We start from the raw sequence: 18,251 nt of genomic DNA, 5'->3' as shown, positions 1-18,251 counted from the left end.
GAAGAAGGAAATCTTGTCATGTCGGTCGAAACGGATGTTCAAGAGCTGCGGGACCAGATCCGCTACCATGATCGGAAGTACTATGTCGAAGCCACTCCGGAGATTTCAGACCTTGAGTACGACAAGCTTCTCAGCCGGCTAAAAGAACTCGAATCGCAGCATCCTGAGCTGATCACGCCGGATAGTCCAACCCAGCGGATCGGCGATGCCCCGGTTCCCTATTTGGAACAGCACGAGCATCGCATCCCGATGCTTTCGATCGACAACACCTACAGCCTGGACGAACTAAAGAAGTACGGGGAGCGAATCAACAAGCTTTTGCCCGATGAAAAGATTGCCTGGGTTGTCGAGTTGAAAATTGACGGCGTAGCCGTATCGATCCTCTACGAGGATGGCGTACTTACGCGTGCACTTACGCGCGGCAACGGAACGGTCGGGGACGATATTACTCATAACGTTCGTACAATCGCCGACGTGCCACTCAAGCTGTCTGGCGAAAACGTTCCGCCGGTACTGGAGGTACGCGGCGAAATCTACATGACCAACGCTGATCTGGTGAAGCTTAACGAGAAGCAAGCCGAAGCAGGGCAACCGGCCTACAAGAACACGCGTAACGTGACGGCGGGCACGATTCGTTTGCTTGATCCACGTATCGCCGCCGAGCGTAATCTCCGGGTATTCTGCCACGGGGTCGGATACGCCGAAGGACTCAAGGCGACTTCTCATACCGAATTTTTGGAAGAGTTGAACTCGTATGGTTTGCCAGCGACGCCATTTGTGCAATCGTTTGTCGATTTTGATTCCGCGATCGAGCACTGCCAGGAGTTGATCGAGTCACTACATGAGTTGGAGTTCGAGGTTGATGGGCTCGTTCTGAAAGTCGATCGTTTCGACCAGCGAGAACGTCTCGGGTCAACCTCAAAGAGTCCTCGCTGGTTGATTGCTTACAAATTCGAGAAGTATGAAGCGACGACCAAGGTCAACAATATCGAGGTCCAGGTCGGCAAAACGGGAGCCATCACACCGGTTGCGATTCTGGAGCCGGTTGAACTGGCCGAGACGACGGTTTCCCGAGCGAGTTTGCACAACGCGGAAGAGATCGAACGTAAGGATGTGCGGATTGGCGACGTTGTGGTCGTCGAGAAGGCAGGTAAGATCATTCCGCATATCGTTCGTACCGAGAAACACGAACGAAAAGAAGACCTGCCCCTCTTCCCTTTCCCGACCAAGTGCCCTTCATGCGACACGCCTGTGGTCAAGGATGAAGGAGGGGTGTACATTCGATGCCCCAATTGGCAAGGGTGTGCGGCTCAGATCAAAGAACGCATTCGCTATTTTGCCACGCGGAATGCGATGGATATCGAGGGCTTGGGGGACAAACTGGTCGACATGTTGGTCGACGAGAAGTTGGTGAAGACCTACGGCGATCTGTATCGTCTGACTTCGGAGCAAATCGCTGCCTTGCCACGCATGGGGAAGAAGTCAGGCGACAAACTAGTTGCTGCGGCAATCGATAGTAAGTCACGGGGACTTGGCCGTCTATTGAACGCCCTTTCCATTCGCCATGTCGGAGCCCGAGGAGCCGAACGTTTGGCCCTTCACTTCGGGACGATCGACAAATTGATGGAAGCCTCGGAAGAAGAGATAGCGGAAATCGAAGACGTCGGCGGAGTGATTGCCAAGAGCGTCCACGAGTTTTTCCATAGCGAATTCGGAAAGGAAACCATCGAAGATCTCAAAGGGGTCGGTGTCTCGATGGAAGCGGCCAAGCGAGGCGAAGAAGCTGGACCGGCGGTCTTCGATGGAATGACGTTTGTGGTGACAGGCACGCTAGAAAAATTCACTCGGGACGAAATCGAGGAACTGATTCGTGCCCGAGGGGGGAAAGCATCAGGAAGTGTTTCCAAGAAAACGAGTTACGTCGTTGCCGGGGAAAAGGCGGGAAGTAAGCTCGAAAAAGCCCAGGCACTGGGCGTGAGCGTACTGAACGAGCAGCAGTTCGCCGATCTCCTGGCCGAAAAAGACGCAGCCGCTGCCGAGTGACGTTGCGCGAACTGGGTTGGTTTCAAATCGGTCGATTTGTTATCGTCACACCTAGTTTATGGAACAATAGTCGGTTCACAGGCATCCATTGTCGTGAACTGAGATGCTAGCGTCGCAAGGATGCGTCAAATGCGCGTTTGTGGATTCACAATTCTGCGAGACGGAGTACGGTTCGGGTACCCGTTTGTTGAGAGTATCAAGTCGGTATTACCCCTGGTCGACCGATTCGTCATTCAAGTCGGGGATTGCTCCGACAATTCGCTCGAAGTTTTGGAAGCGATCGGCGATCCCAAGATCGACATCGAGATCACGCCATGGGACCCCGCCATGCGGAAGGCTGGCGAAGTGCTGGCCTATCAGACCAACTTGGCGATGGATCGCTGCGACGGCGATTGGTTCTTCTATATCCAAGCCGATGAAGTGATCCACGAAGCCGATTACCCTGTCATCCGACAGGCCATGGAAGAGAACTGGCACAAGCCATGGATCGACGGCATTCGCTTTCGGTATTTGCACTTTCGGGGCGACTACAACATTCGGGATCCACTGGGCTATCGTAGGCAGGTTCGTATCGTGCGCAACGATCCGCAGATTCGTAGCGTTGGCGATGCTTGTGGATTTGGAAAGAATGGGCACCGATTGCGATCCAGCCTGATCAATGCCCGCGTCTTTCATTACGGATATGTCCGTCCCCCGCAGGCGATGGCCGAAAAAGCTGCTCAATTCCAGCAGTTCTACGTCTTTGACAAAAAGGGCAATCAGGTCCGTAAGATCAAGGACCGCCCTTTAGAGGAAGTGGGCGAATACATTTACGACATGCAATCGTGCGTTCCGTACAAAGGAACTCACCCTGCGTTGATGGCCGAGCGGATCGCCGCTAAAGACTGGGAAACGCCTGAGTTTAAGCATGTGCCGCTGTGGCGAAATAAGTTCTGGTGGCATGGCCGGTTGAAGAAAGCCGTCCCCCAGATCTTCAATCCCAAGCAGCCACGAGTCGACCATACGGCGAAGAAGTCGGATGCGGAAATGACTTCCACGCAAACAGAATCACGCGCCAGAGCTGCTTAGGTCATTGACTACCGCCGCTCAAGTCACGGCAGAACAAAGTAAAAGGGCCATCCGATTCATTTGAATTGGATGGCCCTTTTTTTGTTTCCGGGTGCTGTGAATGGCTTGGGTCGACTACTTCGACGAAGGTTCGATGTCTTTCAGCGATCGTCCCAGACGCTTTCGACTGCCAGTCCGTGTGCTGCTGCTCGTGCTGGACGAATTGCTGATCTTCTGCGTCTTGGCGTTTTGCAGAAAGCCCAGCATGTTGTTGTCGGAACCTTCGGCTTCGGTCGGCATTCCGATTTCTTCCACGGCGTCCGAAACGCCCAGCAAGACAGCCGACTTCACCCCATTACGCATCCATTCGAAGAAATTGAAGTTGTTGCTCATAATCCAAATACCTTTTCTTACCGCCCGAGACTTACGTGGGTGGGGAGAGTAACAGGATGATTGGGGTGGGTCCAGATCAAAACGCGCACTCGAAAACTTAGGAACAGATCATTCGCTATAACCGGAACCGCTCTACGTGAATTTAATCTAGGCAATCTGAAAAGACTTGCATGCTTGCATAAAGGCTGACGATAACCAGTGCTATCGTATGGAAACGATTAGCAAATCTTGGATGAATGCTGGCCGCAGGAGGCAGGTGGACGATGAGCGACGGATATCGCAATCACGATAGGGAAGAACACGCTTACGAACCTTACAGTTGGGGTTCTTTCGCGTTTGGGATCATTCTGGGTGTGGTCCTGGTCTATGTCTTTGCCGTTCGTCCATCGGAAGAACAGCTTCACGATCTCAACATACGCGTCTCGCGTCTGGATCGCTCGGTCGAAAAGCTCAGCAAAGCGGCATCCACGGTCAGCGGAACGAATGACCTGTTGGCTTCCCTGGAAGAGCAGAAGATGCTGACGCAGCGTGTCAGCGCCGTCAATGATCAACTCCTGGCTCAATTCCAGCGGCTGACATCGATGGAACTTGCCATGCATGAGGCCGAGGTCACGCTGGATCGCATCGCGAGTCTGCACGATCGCGTGGCAAGCCAGTACCCTGCTGCCATCCAAGCCGAGCATGCGTTCAATCAGTCAGCCAATCTGCAGTCGCAACTGATTCAGGCCCAGGGAGACGTTCGCAAGGCGAAGCTAACCCTGGCTGACCTGGTGAATCTGCAGGATCGAATCGTGCTGCAAGCACAGCAAGCCAAGCAGGCTGACCTGGTTTTGCAAAATGTTTTTGCGATGCAGCAGGAATTGGTCGATGGGCAATCTCGTACTAAAAAAGCTCGGCAAGTTGCCAATGATATGATCCAGATTGAAGCCGACTTGATCTGCCAGATGGGAGATTCCCAGTTTGCGGTTCAATCTTTGGAGCAACTTCTGACGATGCAGAAACAATTGAATCGCGCCGGAATGAACATGGAGGAAGCGCAGTCCAACGTGGGGGAGCTCTTAGCTCGAGTCGGATCCCCGGCGCCAACTTCGTCTCCGTCCTCGCCAGTCAATCCATGGAGAGTGATTCAGAGCCTGACCAGCCAAGTCAGCCAGCAGCGACTTTTGCCGATGAGCATGTCGGAGTTGCACCGCTTTGCGGAACATTTGACTCAGGGGGCACCCCCTGTTGTTGCCGACCTTGTCGCACCCAATGCTGCGAAGGTCCGCTAAAGCGATTGGTACGCAGGCTGCGTCGATAGGCCTAACCAAGACAATTGCAGTTTGATACGGCGGCACGGAGGTCATAAGTCCTTGTACGCCAGCATTAAGAGCGTCCTTAGCTGCTTGCAGCTTGGGACGCTCTTTTTTATGGGACTGGTTCATCGCGCTAACGATTGGTATTGGCAATAGGTCAGAATTTCCTTATACGACTTCTCTCGGTAATTGCCCACCTTGGAGTCCGACTAGGAAATTCCCCGAATGGGATGGCTCTCTCCACATTCTATCTTGGTTATGTCCCTGGCAACGCTCATGACGCTAGCGTCGCACTCGCGCGCTTCCGAAAACGCGTCTTTCGATGGGATCGGGCTGAGCTACTTCGAGCAGACCGCGGGCGAAAAGTCGGATACCGAATTTGTCCACTACCTGATGCCTGACGATGAACTGCAATCCTCGCTGACGTCGGTACTAGAGTTACCTCCCCTGCCTGAGCTTCCAACGCCCAAACCGGAAGTAGAAAAGCCTGCCGAGGCCAAGCCGGAGGAAGTCGAAAAACCGAAAGACGCGAAAAAGGAAGAGAAGCCTGAAGAAGAGGAAGACACCTACGGCTATTTCGAATACGTTCCTTATGGTCAGTACTACCACGTCGACTACTGGTTTGGAAAAGCGACGTGGAAAAACAGTGCTGAACTCGGCTTGAACGGCCAAACAGGCAATACGGAATCCAACAGTCTGCGAGTCGGTGCCAAGATCAAACGAGAAGGGGTGGCGACCATCTTTTCCGCAGATATCCGGCACCTACGAACGAGCGACAAAGACGGACTGACGCAGAACAACGCCTACGTGAAACATAAGCTGGAATGGCCGCTGAAGATTCACGAGCGTTGGTCTCTGTTCGAGAAAACCGACATCGAATACGACGCATTCAAAGCTTTCGACATGCGGTTGGTGTTCAACGGTGGTGTCAGCTATAAGCCGTACAAGACGGATGCAACCGATTGGACGTTGTCGGTCGGTTCCGGCTTTTCGCAGGAGTACGGCAGCCCTCAGAAGGGGATCATCCCGGAAGCGACACTCGGCTCGGACTTTTCCCATCAGATTACCGAAAAACAGTCGTTTCAGATCAAGTTTGAATTCTTTCCGGCGTTTGAAGCCGACCAGGGTTACCGCCACGTGACGGACGCGAGCTATACGATCGCCCTGGATCACGGCCTCTCGCTGAAACTCAGCGCAGAGGACCGCTACGACAGTACGCCCAACAATCGCAAACGAAACGACCTGGATTATGCCTGTTTGCTGATCTGGCAATTCTAGTGAGCTGGGCATGGCGCTTGGCGCATCGGGCGTCGGGTTGGTCTATACTGGGGGAAATCGAAACTCGTTCCTTTTCCCAAGTTTGACCTTCCTCGGAGCTATCCTCGATGCGTACCCTGTCGCTGGCCTGGTCTTGTTTGCTTCTGCTGGCACTTTCTGCTTCCGCCTTCGCGGACGATGCCAAGTTGAAGGCCTTAATCGTCGATGGTCAAAATAACCACGGAGTCTGGCCCAAAACGACTCAGATGATGAAGTCGTATCTCGAAAGTTCCGGCAAGTTTACCGTTGACGTGGCAACCACCGGGAAGAAATCCACTGAAGGATTCGCCCCCAATTTCAAAGACTACGATGTCGTCATCAGCAACTACAACGGTCAACGCTGGCCAGCCGCGACCGACGAGGCCTTCGTCGAATATGTGAAAAATGGTGGTGGCTTTGTCGTCGTTCATGCCGCCAACAATGCGTTTGGCGACTGGGACGAGTACAACCGCATCATCGGACTAGGCGGCTGGGGTGGACGCAATGCAAAGAGCGGTCCCTATGTTTACTTCAATAAGGACGAAGATCTCGTCCGAGATACTTCCCAGGGAAATGGGGGACACCACGGTAAGCAGCATCCGTTTCAAGTTGTGGTGCGTGATTCAGACCACCCAATCACGGCGGGAATGCCCAAGTCATGGATGCATGCCCAAGACGAACTTTACGATCAGCTTCGGGGTCCCGCGGAGAACATGACGGTGCTAGCCACCGCCTATGCTGATCCGGCGACCGGTGGAAGTGGGCGTCATGAACCGATGATCATGACCATTGATTATGGCAAAGGCCGGATCTTCCACACTCCCATGGGGCACGGCGATTATTCGATGGAGTGCGTCGGTTTCATTACAACCCTGCTTCGCGGAACCGAGTGGGCCGCCACGGGTAAGGTAACGCAAGCGATTCCGAATGATTTTCCCGAACCGAACGCGGAGTCCAAGCGTCCTTACGAAGCGGGAAAGAACTAACCGCTCGATTAGTACGTCGGCATGCTTGGGTCGATATCCTGGGCCCAAGCATGAATGCCGCCGGCCATATTCTGCACTTTGGGAAAACCCTGCTGTCGGAGCCACTGGGTGACTCGCATGCTGCGGCCGCCGTGGTGACAATGCACGACAATGTGCCGCTGACGGTGAGATTCGAGTTCACCGAGGCGATCTTGAATCTCGCTCATGGGAATAAGCGTGGAACCGTCAATCCGGACCAGATCAAACTCATTCTGTTCCCGGCAATCCAGCAAGACGAAATCGGCGTTTTGGTTTTTCAGTGCCTGAACGTCGAGGCAGGTTGTTTCGATCGGCAGGCTGGTTTCTTCAGACATTACACGTTCCTGGCAGTTGAGAGTCGGCCTATCGACGAATCTAAAGGATTGGCCCGTCCATCGTCCAGTAGGACGTAATCTGATAAGTTGGTTGGTTTCCAGGACGCACGACTTATTCGACCGGTATGCCGATGAGCATGAATCTCGAAGCAACCCGAACATTTTCGATCGAAGTCATCCAAACGCTTCAGGCAGCCGGTTTTCAGGCTCTGTGGGCAGGGGGGTGTGTACGGGACTTGCTACTGGGAAAGCCGTCGAAGGACTTTGACGTCGCCACCAATGCGACCCCTGACGAGGTTCGCGATATCTTCGGTCACGATCGAACCCTACCAATCGGTGCGTCTTTTGGCGTGATCACGGTTCAGGGGGGCAAGCGTCGCGGCCAGGTGGAAGTTGCGACGTTTCGGACCGATCTGGGATACTCCGATGGTCGTCGGCCTGATGACGTCCGTTTCAGTAGCGCCGAAGAAGATGCCCAGCGGCGCGACTTCACCATCAATGGGATGTTTTACGATCCAATCCAAGAGAAAGTCCTCGATTATGTCGGCGGTCAGCGAGATCTGAAGAATCACCTTGTCCGCAGTATCGGCAACCCTTTCCAGCGATTCGAGGAAGACAAACTGCGAATGCTTCGGGCAGTTCGATTTAGTTCGACGTTCGCCTTTGATCTGGAGCTACAGACCCAGCGCGCCATTCGCGAGTATGCCAGCCATATTCATGTCGTCAGTGCGGAACGCATCGCTGCTGAAATGCGGCGGATGCTGACGGACGGTCATCGTATGATTGCCGTGCGGATGCTACGTGACCTTACTTTGCTCAATGAGATTCTGCCCGAAGTCGAATCCACGGTTGGCCATGCACTGCGGTGGAGCGAGACGTACCGTTCCCTTGAACGTTTGCCCGCAAGTGACTTTCGGGTGGCAATGGCGCTACTACTACGATATGCCTGTCAGAACAGCCTGCTCAACGGTAACCCGCTCAAGCCCCTTCAGCCGGCTGACAATGTGTGTAGTCGCTGGAAATTGACCAACGACGAGACCAAGACCATCCAATGGCTGCTTCGGCACGAGCGCACCATTCGTCACGCGGATCAGGTTGCCTGGCCTAAGCTCCAGCGGTTACTCATTACAGACGCTGCGCCACTATTGATCGCCATGGGGTACGCTGTGCAGCGAGCCAGCGACAATTCAACGGTCGGAGTGGAGTATGCCGAATCATGCCTGAGCCTGCCGGAGGAAGAGTTGAATCCTGATCCGCTTCTTTCCGGTAGCGACTTGATTCAAGCCGGATTCAAACCCGGTCCGCGGTTTCAACGTGTGCTTGAAGCGGTTCGCGATGAGCAACTCGAGAAGCGCCTGCACACCACGGACGAAGCATTGGCTTTCGCCAAGGCCAATTGGGAATAAGACCGAAACGCACCAACGACACGCCGAACAGACAACCAAAGGACGACTCAATGGACTTGCTGCTGGAATTAGTCATTCGCTGGGCCCATATCATCCCTGCCATCATTCTGGTTGGCGGAACGCTTTACATGGTTTTCGCCCTGCACCCTGCGATGCAGGCAACCGAGTTCGCCGAAAAGGCAGAATTGAAGGCCGCGGTCCGGGCACGTTGGGCCAAGGTAGTGATGATCTGCGCGGGTATCGTGCTCCTGAGTGGAATTGCATCTTTAGTGCTCCAGGCAACCACCTACACGTTTCCTCAAAAGTATTATCACCCCGTGGCCGGCATGAAGTTCCTTCTGGCGTTGGTCATCCTCTACATTGCCAGTTTGTTGACGGGACGAAGTAAGAACGCGGAGAAGTTTCGCGAGAAAGAGGCCTTCTGGTTGAAGCTCAACGCCACCCTCGCGGTCATCCTGGTTCTGATGGCCGGAACGCTACGAGTGGCCGATCGTGTGCCTAAAAGTGCCGATTCTGCTGATTCTGAGGCCCCAGCCACTTCCCTGGAGCAGACGAGCAGCGAGAATTCTTAACGTTCGGGGGGAAAGCGACTAAGATGGAGTCACGCCGGTGGCAGTCCTCTTGGTTGCTCTTGGCGACGAATTTCCCCCTTCGACGATAGGTATATCTGCCATGTCCGACCGAAACGAGGCCTTGGCCGTTTTGAAGCAAGCTCGCGATGCCCTGCTGGCTCGCATGACCGAAGCGATCCTCGAACAGGCCGAGGAGATCGTTGCCGATGCGCAGGGAGAGTCGTTTCTCAGCGAGATCGAAACGCTGTACGACCAGATGGGAAACAAGCTGGCTCATCTAAACCAGATGATTTCCAATTTGCCGGCCGAGGCAGAACCGCAGGACGATACCTTTCCATTCGACCGGGAAGATCAACCGGAAGAACAGCCAACGGCTCGGTTACCTCATTTTCCGATCGCATCAAAATCGGAAGTTGAACTGCCACCACGCGTCCAACGTGATGACTTGATCGGACTGCCGGCTCCCGGCGTGAGTCTGCCGAAGGCCCCTGCATTTGCTCGCTTTGTTGCCCACATTGAACAAGGCGAAACCGATCAGGCTGGGGACGTCATCGCTCAGATTTTTGGACTTTCCCCGTTCAGTGGCATGAAGTGCGCCGAGACCTTCGCTGCTCGATACGAAACCGATACGGCTGTCGTCGTCAAAGCGATGCGCATTCGTCAGGAGCTTACACAGAAACGTTTTAATGATGCCTTGATGCTGATGCACGAGTGTTTTGGGCTTCAAGGAATCGAAGCGATGATCGCCCTGCAAAAGATGCGCGAGATCATTGCCGCTCCTTCGAACAGCTAGTACAACACATCCTTTTCAACAAACGAATTATGGGAGTCTTCATGGATAAGAAGCAAAAGAAGCGTCTTGATATTCTGCAAAAAAAGATGCAAACGTTGAATCAGAAGCTGGCCGGCGTCAAGGAACAAGCCGACGAGCCTGGTGAGGTGGAAGCGGTCGAGCAGGAAATTGCCAAGACACGGGAAGAGATCGAAAAGATCAAAGCTTCCTAAAATGATTCGCATCTCGCGCAGCGGTTGCTTAAACTGCTAGTCATCTCTCGTCCCTCCATTCCCCACCTTTTGGACGACTACTGCGATGCGACGAACTCGATTCTTCTCAAGGGCAGGCACACTCCTTGTGCTTGCCTGCATGGCTGTTTCACTAGCCCATGCCCAGGACGCCACGCGGGTACTCCCTGCAGGGCAGACTCCGGACGATGCTCGCTTGGCTCCACCTAAAGATCTGAACGGCTACTTTCCCTTCACGCCACCGGCGAGTGTCGCCGAGTGGAATGTCCGAGCGGAAGCCGTGCGTACTCAACTGAAGGTCGCCCTCGGGCTTTGGCCGATGCCTCCCAAAACGCCCCTCAATTATGAGGTCGTCGGGAGGCGTGAGTTCGAGGACTACGCGGTCTCCAACGTTCGATTCGAGAGTGTTCCCGGACTGTTCGTTACAGGCAATCTATACGAACCAATCGGCAAAGAGGCCCCATTTCCGGGGGTTCTTTGTCCGCACGGACATTGGGCAAACGGGCGGTACTACGTTGCCGACGAAAAGGCCCTTAAAGAGCAACTTGAAAGTGGCGGGGAGACCGACGTCGTCGCGGCTGAGAATCCGATTCAGGCTCGCTCAGTGCATTTGGCACGTATGGGATGTGTGGTGTTGCAAGTCGACATGCTTGGGTACGCGGATAGCCAGCAGTTGTCATTCGATCTGGTTCACAAATTTGCCAAACAGCGGCCTGCCATGAATACGATCGAGCGCTGGGGCTTCTTCAGCCCTCAAGCTGAGTCGCACTTGCAATCGGTCATGGGGCTCCAGATCTGGAACTGCATTCGTTCGCTCGACGTGCTCGAAAGTCTATCAAGCGTAGACAAGACGCGCTTGGGCGTCACGGGTGCCAGTGGTGGAGCCACGCAAACGATGTTGGTTTCTGCCATCGATCCTCGCGTCGCCGCCTGCTTTCCCGCGGTCATGGTTTCCACGGCCATGCAAGGAGGTTGTACCTGTGAGAACTGTTCGCTGCTTCGAGTTGGAACTGGCAACGTTGAATTCGCCGCGTTATTTGCCCCCAAGCCTCAGGGACTCACGTCCGCAGATGACTGGACTGTTGAATTTGAAACCAAGGGTTTTCCGGACTTGAAGAAGTTGTATGGTTTGTTGGATGCCGAGCAGCGCGTGCAACTGACCGCGCGAACGGAATTTGGACACAATTATAACGCCATTGCTCGCAAGGCGATGTACGAGTTGTTTAACAAAGAATTTGGTTTAAACGCGTCGATCGAGGAAAAGCCGTTCCAGCGACTCGGAATCGAAGAGCTTTCTGTCTGGACCGATGAGAATCGTCCCTCGTATAAACCGGAGTTTGAACGCGATCTGCTTCAGGCGCTCACGAAGCAGTCTGATCAGCAGATCCAGCCATTGCTAGTAGGCAACTCGGATTCGTTCGGCAAGTACCGTCAGATGGTGGATCAGGCATTGGAGGTCATCGTTGGCTGGGAAGAACCGGCTGTGGATCAGCTTGATTTCGATGTGAAGAACAAGCAGCAGCAGGAAGACTTCTTGCTGATTGCCGGGCTGCTGCATAACGATCAGAACAAGTCTCAATTGCCAGCTTTGTTTCTTTACCCCAGCGGAAACTGGAACGGTCATACCGTTCTTTGGCTATCCAACGATGGCAAATCTGGCGTGTTCGACGAAGGAGGGCGGCTCAAGTCCGAGGTCGCCAAGTTGGTGTCGTCGGGTATCTCGGTGGCCGCAGTGGATATGATCTATCAGGGCGAGTTTCGGCCGGACGGACAGCCGCTAAAGCAAACTCCCAGCGTTGAAAACGAACGAGAAGCCGCGGCATATACGCTGGGCTATAACCACTCGGTAGCGGCCCAGCGCATTCAAGACATACTGTCCATGGCGGCTTTCATGCGAAATCACGATCGAAAACCGAAGTCGATTGGTTTGGTCGCGCTTGATCCCAATATGGCTGCACTGGGCAGTGTCGCGATCGCCCTACAGGCCGACGCGTTCGACTTTGGTGTCCTTAAGACTAATGGCTTTAGGTTCGGTCACGTTGATTCCATCCGTTCCCCAGATCTGCTGCCTGGTGGGGCGAAGTATGGAGACGTGCCAGGCTTCTTGGCGATGGCCTCGCCGATGCTTTTGCGCGTGTTGGGTGAAGACGAGGAGAGTGAAAAGCCAGTTCGATTGGCATACCAGCGAGAAGGGAAGCAAGCGATGCTAACCGATATGGATTCGGACGTATCGCCGGTCGATTGGATCATGAATCAATTGAGTGCTGTAGCTACTCAGTAGCCGTCACTTTTCAAAAAAAGGAACGGGAAATGAATACTCCTCGGCTATATTGCGCTCCATAGGAGGAAGACGCTTCGGCATGCCGGGTCCATTGAACGTCCCCGCTTTGATCCACCAATCCAATCGCGTCGATCTCGTTCCACCCCCTAACCTTTTTGGACGCGAGATAGACCTTCACTTTCTTCGTACGCCAGATGGTTTCCAGTGGAATCTTCGAGACCCCTCCACCTGAACCTTGCGGTGTCGGGTCGGGACCTTGCCAGACGGTTACCTCGTTGCCGATTGGAGTGAAGACCGACACCTTGTAGACCGCGCCTGGGTTGTAGGTTTCGTAAATTTGCAATTCTGCCGGACTCACTTCATTCTCGAATTGAGCAATGACCCACTCATCCTGTCCATCGGCCGATGCGGAAGCCCAGGCGGTGCCATAATCGCCAAAAGCCAACGTGTCGGGCGGTCCATACAACTGTTCGATGCTCCAGGAGGATTTCATGCCACGAACCTGAGCGAGTTCGACTTCCAGATCGATAATCTGATCCGATAGGTCGTTTCGATCCCGTTGCCAGCCAATGATCACACTCGCCAGAAGAACGAGCAACAGCAAGGTGCTGATTCGCAGCTGAAACCAGCTCCAACTCAGAACCGGCAAGGCCATCCGTACCGAGAATCCGGCCAGGGGAGAACCTAAGTGAAATCGATACGTCTTCCAGCGAGCCATGACATCGATCCCGTAAATGTGGTGACGACATTTATTTGTCTGATAGAGAGACGAACCCTTAGATTAGCAAGATTTGTGATTTTGGCCTGAAATTGAGAATATCGATCGGGCTAATCGTGTTGGCGCACACCAACGTTTCTGGGTAGCTGGCGTGAGGTTGCTACCTTCATTCCGCCCTTGGCCTGCTTCAGTTGTGGATCGATGTTGTGGATTCCGTCCTTTTCCTTGACCGGCAACCGCAGGTCGCGTTCAGAGATTTTTCCATCGGTCACGTACCAGACGTTGCCCTCGAATTGGAACGTATCGGGGGAGGTGTGCGGGCCTACGTTCACACTGCGAAATGCCTGCTCCGCTTTGAATTGGATCACGTTATTTCGGAAGATGCCATTGCGGCACGGTACGAATCCAGGTTCGGTGGTTTCCTGGAGAATCCGGGTCACCCACTTGGCTGGATCAACGATCGTATTGTGTTGGACGACCGCCCCGTCGACTCCCACAAAGGCCATCGCGGCCATTCCGCCGATGAAGGTGCAGTCTTCGACCGTAATATCTTTGGCTTCGTAGGTCGCGCCCTGCGGTCGGAAAAATGCGAGCCCGGTGCTTCCGCCAATGTTCACCCCTCGGTGGCCGCACTCGACAAAAACGCAATGGGAAACGATCATCTCGCTCGTTCCACCCTTGAGCTGAACCCCGCTGGCAGAGTTCATTGTGTCGAATTTCATCGTACAATCGCGAACGATTCCTGAGTGACAGCCAACCATGTCGATTGCCGAACCTCCCTTGCCCCAACGTTCGACACGACAACTCTCAATGGTGAGGTGGTCCACGCCAGAGAGCTTGATGCCATCGCAGTTTCCATTCGGTCCTATGTCATGGACGTAGAGATTTCGAAGGGTCACGTGCAAGGCAGGGGAGTCGTAGGTGCCCGCGTCGTCGATATTCAATCCGTTTTGGGAAACGCCTCGAATCTCTAGATTCTCTAGGACCACATGAGCCGGGTCAGAGATCTGCATACCGAAGTTTCCGCCTTCGATAACGCAGCGCTGCGTCGTTGTTTTGCCACGAATCACGATCGGCTTTTCCGCCGTTCCTCGAAGATCCTTGATGGAGATGCCTCCCGGCATGGACTCAGCCGTGATCGTGATCACGCTGCCCGGCTTTGCTCGGGAAACTGCCCGGAGCAGTTCGGCTTTCGAGGTCACTTCGATATCGTCGCCAGCGGCGGCGGAGGCGACGATCAACAACAACAGCGGCAGGGCCAAAAGGAGGGGCATGACGGAGCCTGGATGGGAAAAGTTTGACCATAAGGCATAATGCGCAAAGCGTTATGAATGATTAAGCGTAAGCCATTCAGAAAACTCCGTCCAGGATTTGTTTAGCGCGCCGAGACCTTTAGAATGAAGGCTAACCCCATCGGGGCGAAACCAACACCCTCCGTCCAGTTTGCTTTCAAGGGAGCCACAAGCAATGAGTGAAAACGTAGAAGTTGTGCATCTGAAGGATCTGACCATTGTTCGCCTGAGCGGCAAACTGACCGCGGCTGATTACGAGCACTTTGTACCGGAAATCGAAAAGCAGATCGCGGAATTCGGTAAGCTTCGTCTACTTGTCGAACTGCACGACTTCCACGGCTGGACCATGGGAGCTTTGTGGGACGACGTCAAGTTTGACGCTAAGCATTGGAGCGACATCAAGCGTCTGGCAATCGTGGGAGAAACGAAGTGGGAATCAGGCATGGCAGTCTTCTGCAAGCCATTTACTTCCGCAAGCGTAAAGTATTTCGACCATACGAAGTTGGAAGAAGCCAAGAAGTGGCTGGTTGAGGAAGAGTAAATCCTCCGCGTTCGTCCCACTGCCTTGAAGCTACACCGTTTCAGGATCTCTCCCCAATGGTGGACGAGGACCGGCCAGACATTCGTCAATTTGTTGATGAACTTTACCGCACGGAATCCCGCCGAGTCTTTGCGACGCTGGTGCGTCTACTCAGCGATTTCGATCTTGCGGAAGAGGCCATGCACGAGGCGTTCACTTCTGCTTTTGTGAAATGGCAGGAGGAGGGGATCCCGCAGAATCCCCGTGCATGGTTGGTATCGACAGGGCGTTTCAAGGCGATTGATACGATTCGTCGGCGTGTGCGATTCGACGAATCGTTAGGGGAGATTGCCAGGCGACTGGACGATGAAAAAGACCAGTTCGCCGCGATCGATGAGGAGAACATCGAAGACGACCGCCTGCGACTAATTTTTACGTGCTGTCATCCGGCGATTCCTCCCAATGCCCAAGTGGCTTTGACTTTGCGCGAAGTTTGCGGGCTTCGCACCGAAGAAATCGCCAGTGCATTTTTGACCACGCCGCCGACCATTGCTCAGCGGATTGTACGGGGCAAGCAGAAGATCCGAGACGCGGGGATTCCGTTCGAGGTACCGACCATCCCCCAGATGCCGCAACGGCTCGATTCCGTGTTGTCGGTCATCTATCTCGTTTTCAACGAAGGGTACTCCGCCTCGTCTGGAGAAACGGTCACACGCCACGATCTGTCGGAGGAAGCCATCCGCCTGGGTAGGCTGCTGGTCCAACTGCTTCCTGACACCGAAGCAATCGGTCTTTTGGCCCTGATGCTGATCCAGGAGTCACGCCGGCTGGCCCGTACATCGGCCTCTGGCGATATTATTCTCTTGGAAGATCAGGACCGGTCGTTGTGGGTTCTACCGTACATCGCCGAGGGAGCTGAGCTTGTCCAGCAAGCCTTGAAGACACGTCGATTTGGCGTGTATACCATCCAGGCAGCAATCGCTGCCGTGCATGCCGAAGCCCAAACCCCCGAGGACACCGATTGGGCGCAAATCATTGCTCTGTATGATGTTTTGTCGAGGATCGAGCCGTCGCCGGTGGTCGACTTGAATCGAGCGGTCGCCATTGCGATGCGTGATGGGCCCGAGGCTGGCTTGACCTTGATTGATGACATTCTTGCCGAGGGGACTCTGTCCGAGTATCACCTAGCCCACGCCGCGCGAGCTGACCTGTGTCGACGGATGGGCAATACCGTTGATGCCGTGAATGCGTATCGACGCGCCCTGGAATTAGCGAAACAGGAACCGGAACGCCGTTTTCTTGAGGGACGGCTCAAGCAGTTGAGTTAGTCTCGATTCCCATTTTTTTCCAGGGGCCTGTCGATTTCGCAGTAACTGAATCGACCATGGGGTAAAGGAACAACACTTGCCTCAGTTTTAGGAGAGCCCTGATGAAGTTTGTCTGTTTGGGATATATCGACGCGTCGATGTGGGAGAGTCTTCCCAAGGAAGAAGCCGAAAAGGCGATGGAAGACTGTATGGCCTACGATAACGAACTGCGCAAAGGGGGGCATTTCGCAGGCGGAGGTGCGCTCGCTGCTCCTCAAAATGGTGTGACACTTCGCCATCAAAACGGCCAGGTTCGCGTGACGGATGGTCCTTTTATCGAAACGAAGGAGCAGATCGGCGGTATTCTGCTGTTGGAGGCGCGCGACTTGAATCATGCCATTCAACTCATGTCGAAGCATCCTGGTGTTCGCATGGGACCATTTGAAATCCGGCCCGCGGACGAAGCCATGAATCTGCAGATTTTGGAAATCTCTGAGCGATTAGCAAAGGAAGCCAGCGCTACTTAGCCGCACGAATCGCCGAATACGAAGCTAATACCGTTGTCCCTATCGCAAGGAAAACTCTCATGCACGTTGAGCCCCAAGTCGAACACAACTGGCTAGAGAACCTGTTAGGTGAATGGACCCTGGAATCAGAAGCAGACATGAGCCCCGACATGCCAAAGCAGACATCGGTCGGGATAGAACTTGTCCGGAAACTCGGCGATGTGTGGGTGCTTTGCGAGATGGAATTGGAAATGCCTGGGGGCGATACGGCAAAGTCACAGATGACACTCGGCTACGATCCGCAAGCGAAGTCGTTTGTCGGATCGTTCATTTCTTCGTGCATGTGTCATCTTTGGATTTATTCCAGCGGCACGCTCGATGATGCAGGCAAGGTTCTGACACTCGACGCGACCGGACCCAGCTTTAGCGGAGAAGGAATGTCGCAATATCAGGACGTCATCGAGATTGTGGACGAGGATCATCGGATCCTGCATGCGAGGTTGCTGGATGAAAATGAAGTATGGCAAGAGTTCATGACGACCAGATACACCCGCAAAAAATAAATCAATTGTCCTTAAAGAAGGAACAAATACGATGGCACTTTCGCTTGGGAAGCGTCGGATGTTGAACGTAGTTTTAATCCTATTGGTAGGGCTGGTCTTCTTGATTGTGGCCCTGGCGGTTGCAGTGGCCTTTCAGCCGAATGAATTTCAGGTTACGCGATCGATGAAGATGGATGCGCCGCCGGAGGTGGTTTTCCCCCATGTCAATCAGTTCTCTGCCTGGGAGGCCTGGTCTCCCTACGAAAAACTGGACCCAAATATGTCGAAATCACTGGATGGACCAGCAGCAGGGCAGGGGGCCATCATGCGGTGGTCAGGCAATGGTAACGCAGGTGCCGGCAGCACGACGATTGTTCAGAGCGAACCGAACGAGGCGATTCAGATTGACCTGGAAATTACCGAGCCCATGGCTTGTCGCAACGACGTCCTGTTCACTTTTCAGCCAGAAGGCAACAGCACGGTGGTGACCTGGAGCATGAGTGGAAAAGTCGGTTTTATGGCCAAGTTCTTCCATCTCATTTTTGATATCGACAAAATGTGCGGTGACCAGTTCACCGAAGGCCTCACGAAACTGAAAGAGATCAGCGAGAAACAAGCAGCCGCGGCTACCTCATAGCCATGCATTTCCCATCTAATGCTAAGAAAGAGAC

Annotated in this window: 19 protein-coding genes; 15 read left to right on the top strand and 4 right to left on the bottom strand. The window is 54.0% G+C overall.

What is annotated here, in order from left to right; genetic code table 11:
- Positions 1-18 precede the first annotated feature (18 nt).
- Together ligA and Pan97_RS21260 are read left to right on the top strand one after the other, a co-directional pair.
- Positions 19-2,043: an NAD-dependent DNA ligase LigA gene (gene ligA, locus Pan97_RS21265; protein ID WP_144976127.1), complete on the top strand. Its 2,025-nt coding sequence runs from the start codon at positions 19-21 to the stop codon at positions 2,041-2,043.
- Between the two features lie 129 nt (positions 2,044-2,172).
- Entirely contained in the window at positions 2,173-3,111 is a 939-nt protein-coding gene (locus Pan97_RS21260; RefSeq protein WP_144976125.1) for a glycosyltransferase family protein, read from the top strand.
- Between the two features lie 114 nt (positions 3,112-3,225).
- Here the strand turns inward: Pan97_RS21260 and Pan97_RS21255 are convergent, their stop codons facing one another.
- On the bottom strand, positions 3,226-3,483 hold the full coding sequence (locus Pan97_RS21255; RefSeq protein WP_144976123.1) for a hypothetical protein: 258 nt from the start codon (positions 3,481-3,483) through the stop codon (positions 3,226-3,228).
- 263 nt (positions 3,484-3,746) lie between these two features.
- Here Pan97_RS21255 and Pan97_RS21250 point away from each other — a divergent pair, with 263 nt between their 5' ends.
- The 3 genes from Pan97_RS21250 (at position 3,747) to Pan97_RS21240 (ending at position 7,060) form a co-directional block, all read left to right on the top strand.
- Positions 3,747-4,754, top strand: a complete 1,008-nt coding sequence (locus tag Pan97_RS21250; protein WP_144976122.1) for a hypothetical protein — start codon at positions 3,747-3,749, stop codon at positions 4,752-4,754.
- A gap of 300 nt (positions 4,755-5,054) precedes the next feature.
- Entirely contained in the window at positions 5,055-6,056 is a 1,002-nt protein-coding gene (locus Pan97_RS21245) for a DUF481 domain-containing protein (protein ID WP_165698897.1), read from the top strand.
- 107 nt (positions 6,057-6,163) lie between these two features.
- A complete protein-coding gene (locus Pan97_RS21240; RefSeq protein ID WP_144976118.1) occupies positions 6,164-7,060 on the top strand; it encodes a ThuA domain-containing protein in 897 nt (298 codons plus the stop codon).
- An 8-nt stretch (positions 7,061-7,068) separates the two neighbouring features.
- Here Pan97_RS21240 and Pan97_RS21235 read toward each other — a convergent pair whose 3' ends face one another.
- A complete protein-coding gene (locus Pan97_RS21235) occupies positions 7,069-7,413 on the bottom strand; it encodes a rhodanese-like domain-containing protein (RefSeq protein ID WP_144976117.1) in 345 nt (114 codons plus the stop codon).
- A gap of 131 nt (positions 7,414-7,544) precedes the next feature.
- On the opposite strand from Pan97_RS21235, the gene Pan97_RS21230 reads away from it, so the two are divergent.
- The 5 genes from Pan97_RS21230 (at position 7,545) to Pan97_RS21215 (ending at position 12,695) form a co-directional block, all read left to right on the top strand.
- The gene (locus tag Pan97_RS21230) at positions 7,545-8,819 is read left to right on the top strand and encodes a CCA tRNA nucleotidyltransferase (protein WP_165698896.1); all 1,275 of its coding nucleotides are present in this window, start codon (positions 7,545-7,547) and stop codon (positions 8,817-8,819) included.
- Positions 8,820-8,869: 50 nt separating this feature from the next.
- On the top strand, positions 8,870-9,391 hold the full coding sequence (locus Pan97_RS21225) for a hypothetical protein (RefSeq protein WP_144976113.1): 522 nt from the start codon (positions 8,870-8,872) through the stop codon (positions 9,389-9,391).
- 100 nt (positions 9,392-9,491) lie between these two features.
- Positions 9,492-10,184: a hypothetical protein gene (locus Pan97_RS21220; RefSeq protein ID WP_144976111.1), complete on the top strand. Its 693-nt coding sequence runs from the start codon at positions 9,492-9,494 to the stop codon at positions 10,182-10,184.
- A gap of 41 nt (positions 10,185-10,225) precedes the next feature.
- Positions 10,226-10,396: a hypothetical protein gene (locus Pan97_RS26355; protein WP_165698895.1), complete on the top strand. Its 171-nt coding sequence runs from the start codon at positions 10,226-10,228 to the stop codon at positions 10,394-10,396.
- Positions 10,397-10,535: 139 nt separating this feature from the next.
- Positions 10,536-12,695 carry an acetylxylan esterase gene (locus Pan97_RS21215; RefSeq protein ID WP_165698894.1) on the top strand — a complete coding sequence of 720 codons (2,160 nt, stop codon included), beginning with the start codon at positions 10,536-10,538 and terminating at the stop codon, positions 12,693-12,695.
- 10 nt (positions 12,696-12,705) lie between these two features.
- Here the strand turns inward: Pan97_RS21215 and Pan97_RS21210 are convergent, their stop codons facing one another.
- Positions 12,706-13,413 carry a hypothetical protein gene (locus tag Pan97_RS21210; protein ID WP_144976107.1) on the bottom strand — a complete coding sequence of 236 codons (708 nt, stop codon included), beginning with the start codon at positions 13,411-13,413 and terminating at the stop codon, positions 12,706-12,708.
- 110 nt (positions 13,414-13,523) lie between these two features.
- Positions 13,524-14,687 carry a right-handed parallel beta-helix repeat-containing protein gene (locus tag Pan97_RS21205; protein WP_144976106.1) on the bottom strand — a complete coding sequence of 388 codons (1,164 nt, stop codon included), beginning with the start codon at positions 14,685-14,687 and terminating at the stop codon, positions 13,524-13,526.
- Between the two features lie 193 nt (positions 14,688-14,880).
- On the opposite strand from Pan97_RS21205, the gene Pan97_RS21200 reads away from it, so the two are divergent.
- From Pan97_RS21200 to Pan97_RS21180, 5 genes are all read left to right on the top strand, one after another.
- Positions 14,881-15,246 carry a SpoIIAA family protein gene (locus Pan97_RS21200; protein ID WP_144976104.1) on the top strand — a complete coding sequence of 122 codons (366 nt, stop codon included), beginning with the start codon at positions 14,881-14,883 and terminating at the stop codon, positions 15,244-15,246.
- A gap of 56 nt (positions 15,247-15,302) precedes the next feature.
- Complete coding sequence (locus Pan97_RS21195) at positions 15,303-16,553, top strand: RNA polymerase sigma factor (protein WP_144976102.1); 1,251 nt, start codon at positions 15,303-15,305, stop codon at positions 16,551-16,553.
- Between the two features lie 101 nt (positions 16,554-16,654).
- Positions 16,655-17,059, top strand: a complete 405-nt coding sequence (locus Pan97_RS21190; RefSeq protein ID WP_144976100.1) for a YciI family protein — start codon at positions 16,655-16,657, stop codon at positions 17,057-17,059.
- Between the two features lie 59 nt (positions 17,060-17,118).
- Positions 17,119-17,601, top strand: a complete 483-nt coding sequence (locus tag Pan97_RS21185) for a DUF1579 domain-containing protein (RefSeq protein WP_144976098.1) — start codon at positions 17,119-17,121, stop codon at positions 17,599-17,601.
- 31 nt (positions 17,602-17,632) lie between these two features.
- On the top strand, positions 17,633-18,217 hold the full coding sequence (locus Pan97_RS21180; protein ID WP_144976096.1) for an SRPBCC family protein: 585 nt from the start codon (positions 17,633-17,635) through the stop codon (positions 18,215-18,217).
- Positions 18,218-18,251 lie beyond the last annotated feature (34 nt).

This window comes from Bremerella volcania, assembly GCF_007748115.1.
GTDB classification, from domain to species: domain Bacteria; phylum Planctomycetota; class Planctomycetia; order Pirellulales; family Pirellulaceae; genus Bremerella; species Bremerella volcania.
This window is presented reverse-complemented; position numbering and strand designations above follow the sequence as displayed.

Coding starts and splice junctions, on each gene's coding strand:
- ligA (WP_144976127.1), top strand. CDS start 19: ATGTCGGTCGAAACGGATGTTCAAGAGCTGCGGGACCAGATCCGCTAC.
- Pan97_RS21260 (WP_144976125.1), top strand. CDS start 2,173: ATGCGCGTTTGTGGATTCACAATTCTGCGAGACGGAGTACGGTTCGGG.
- Pan97_RS21255 (WP_144976123.1), bottom strand. CDS start 3,483: ATGAGCAACAACTTCAATTTCTTCGAATGGATGCGTAATGGGGTGAAG.
- Pan97_RS21250 (WP_144976122.1), top strand. CDS start 3,747: ATGAGCGACGGATATCGCAATCACGATAGGGAAGAACACGCTTACGAA.
- Pan97_RS21245 (WP_165698897.1), top strand. CDS start 5,055: ATGACGCTAGCGTCGCACTCGCGCGCTTCCGAAAACGCGTCTTTCGAT.
- Pan97_RS21240 (WP_144976118.1), top strand. CDS start 6,164: ATGCGTACCCTGTCGCTGGCCTGGTCTTGTTTGCTTCTGCTGGCACTT.
- Pan97_RS21235 (WP_144976117.1), bottom strand. CDS start 7,413: ATGTCTGAAGAAACCAGCCTGCCGATCGAAACAACCTGCCTCGACGTT.
- Pan97_RS21230 (WP_165698896.1), top strand. CDS start 7,545: ATGAGCATGAATCTCGAAGCAACCCGAACATTTTCGATCGAAGTCATC.
- Pan97_RS21225 (WP_144976113.1), top strand. CDS start 8,870: ATGGACTTGCTGCTGGAATTAGTCATTCGCTGGGCCCATATCATCCCT.
- Pan97_RS21220 (WP_144976111.1), top strand. CDS start 9,492: ATGTCCGACCGAAACGAGGCCTTGGCCGTTTTGAAGCAAGCTCGCGAT.
- Pan97_RS26355 (WP_165698895.1), top strand. CDS start 10,226: ATGGATAAGAAGCAAAAGAAGCGTCTTGATATTCTGCAAAAAAAGATG.
- Pan97_RS21215 (WP_165698894.1), top strand. CDS start 10,536: ATGGCTGTTTCACTAGCCCATGCCCAGGACGCCACGCGGGTACTCCCT.
- Pan97_RS21210 (WP_144976107.1), bottom strand. CDS start 13,413: ATGGCTCGCTGGAAGACGTATCGATTTCACTTAGGTTCTCCCCTGGCC.
- Pan97_RS21205 (WP_144976106.1), bottom strand. CDS start 14,687: ATGCCCCTCCTTTTGGCCCTGCCGCTGTTGTTGTTGATCGTCGCCTCC.
- Pan97_RS21200 (WP_144976104.1), top strand. CDS start 14,881: ATGAGTGAAAACGTAGAAGTTGTGCATCTGAAGGATCTGACCATTGTT.
- Pan97_RS21195 (WP_144976102.1), top strand. CDS start 15,303: ATGGTGGACGAGGACCGGCCAGACATTCGTCAATTTGTTGATGAACTT.
- Pan97_RS21190 (WP_144976100.1), top strand. CDS start 16,655: ATGAAGTTTGTCTGTTTGGGATATATCGACGCGTCGATGTGGGAGAGT.
- Pan97_RS21185 (WP_144976098.1), top strand. CDS start 17,119: ATGCACGTTGAGCCCCAAGTCGAACACAACTGGCTAGAGAACCTGTTA.
- Pan97_RS21180 (WP_144976096.1), top strand. CDS start 17,633: ATGGCACTTTCGCTTGGGAAGCGTCGGATGTTGAACGTAGTTTTAATC.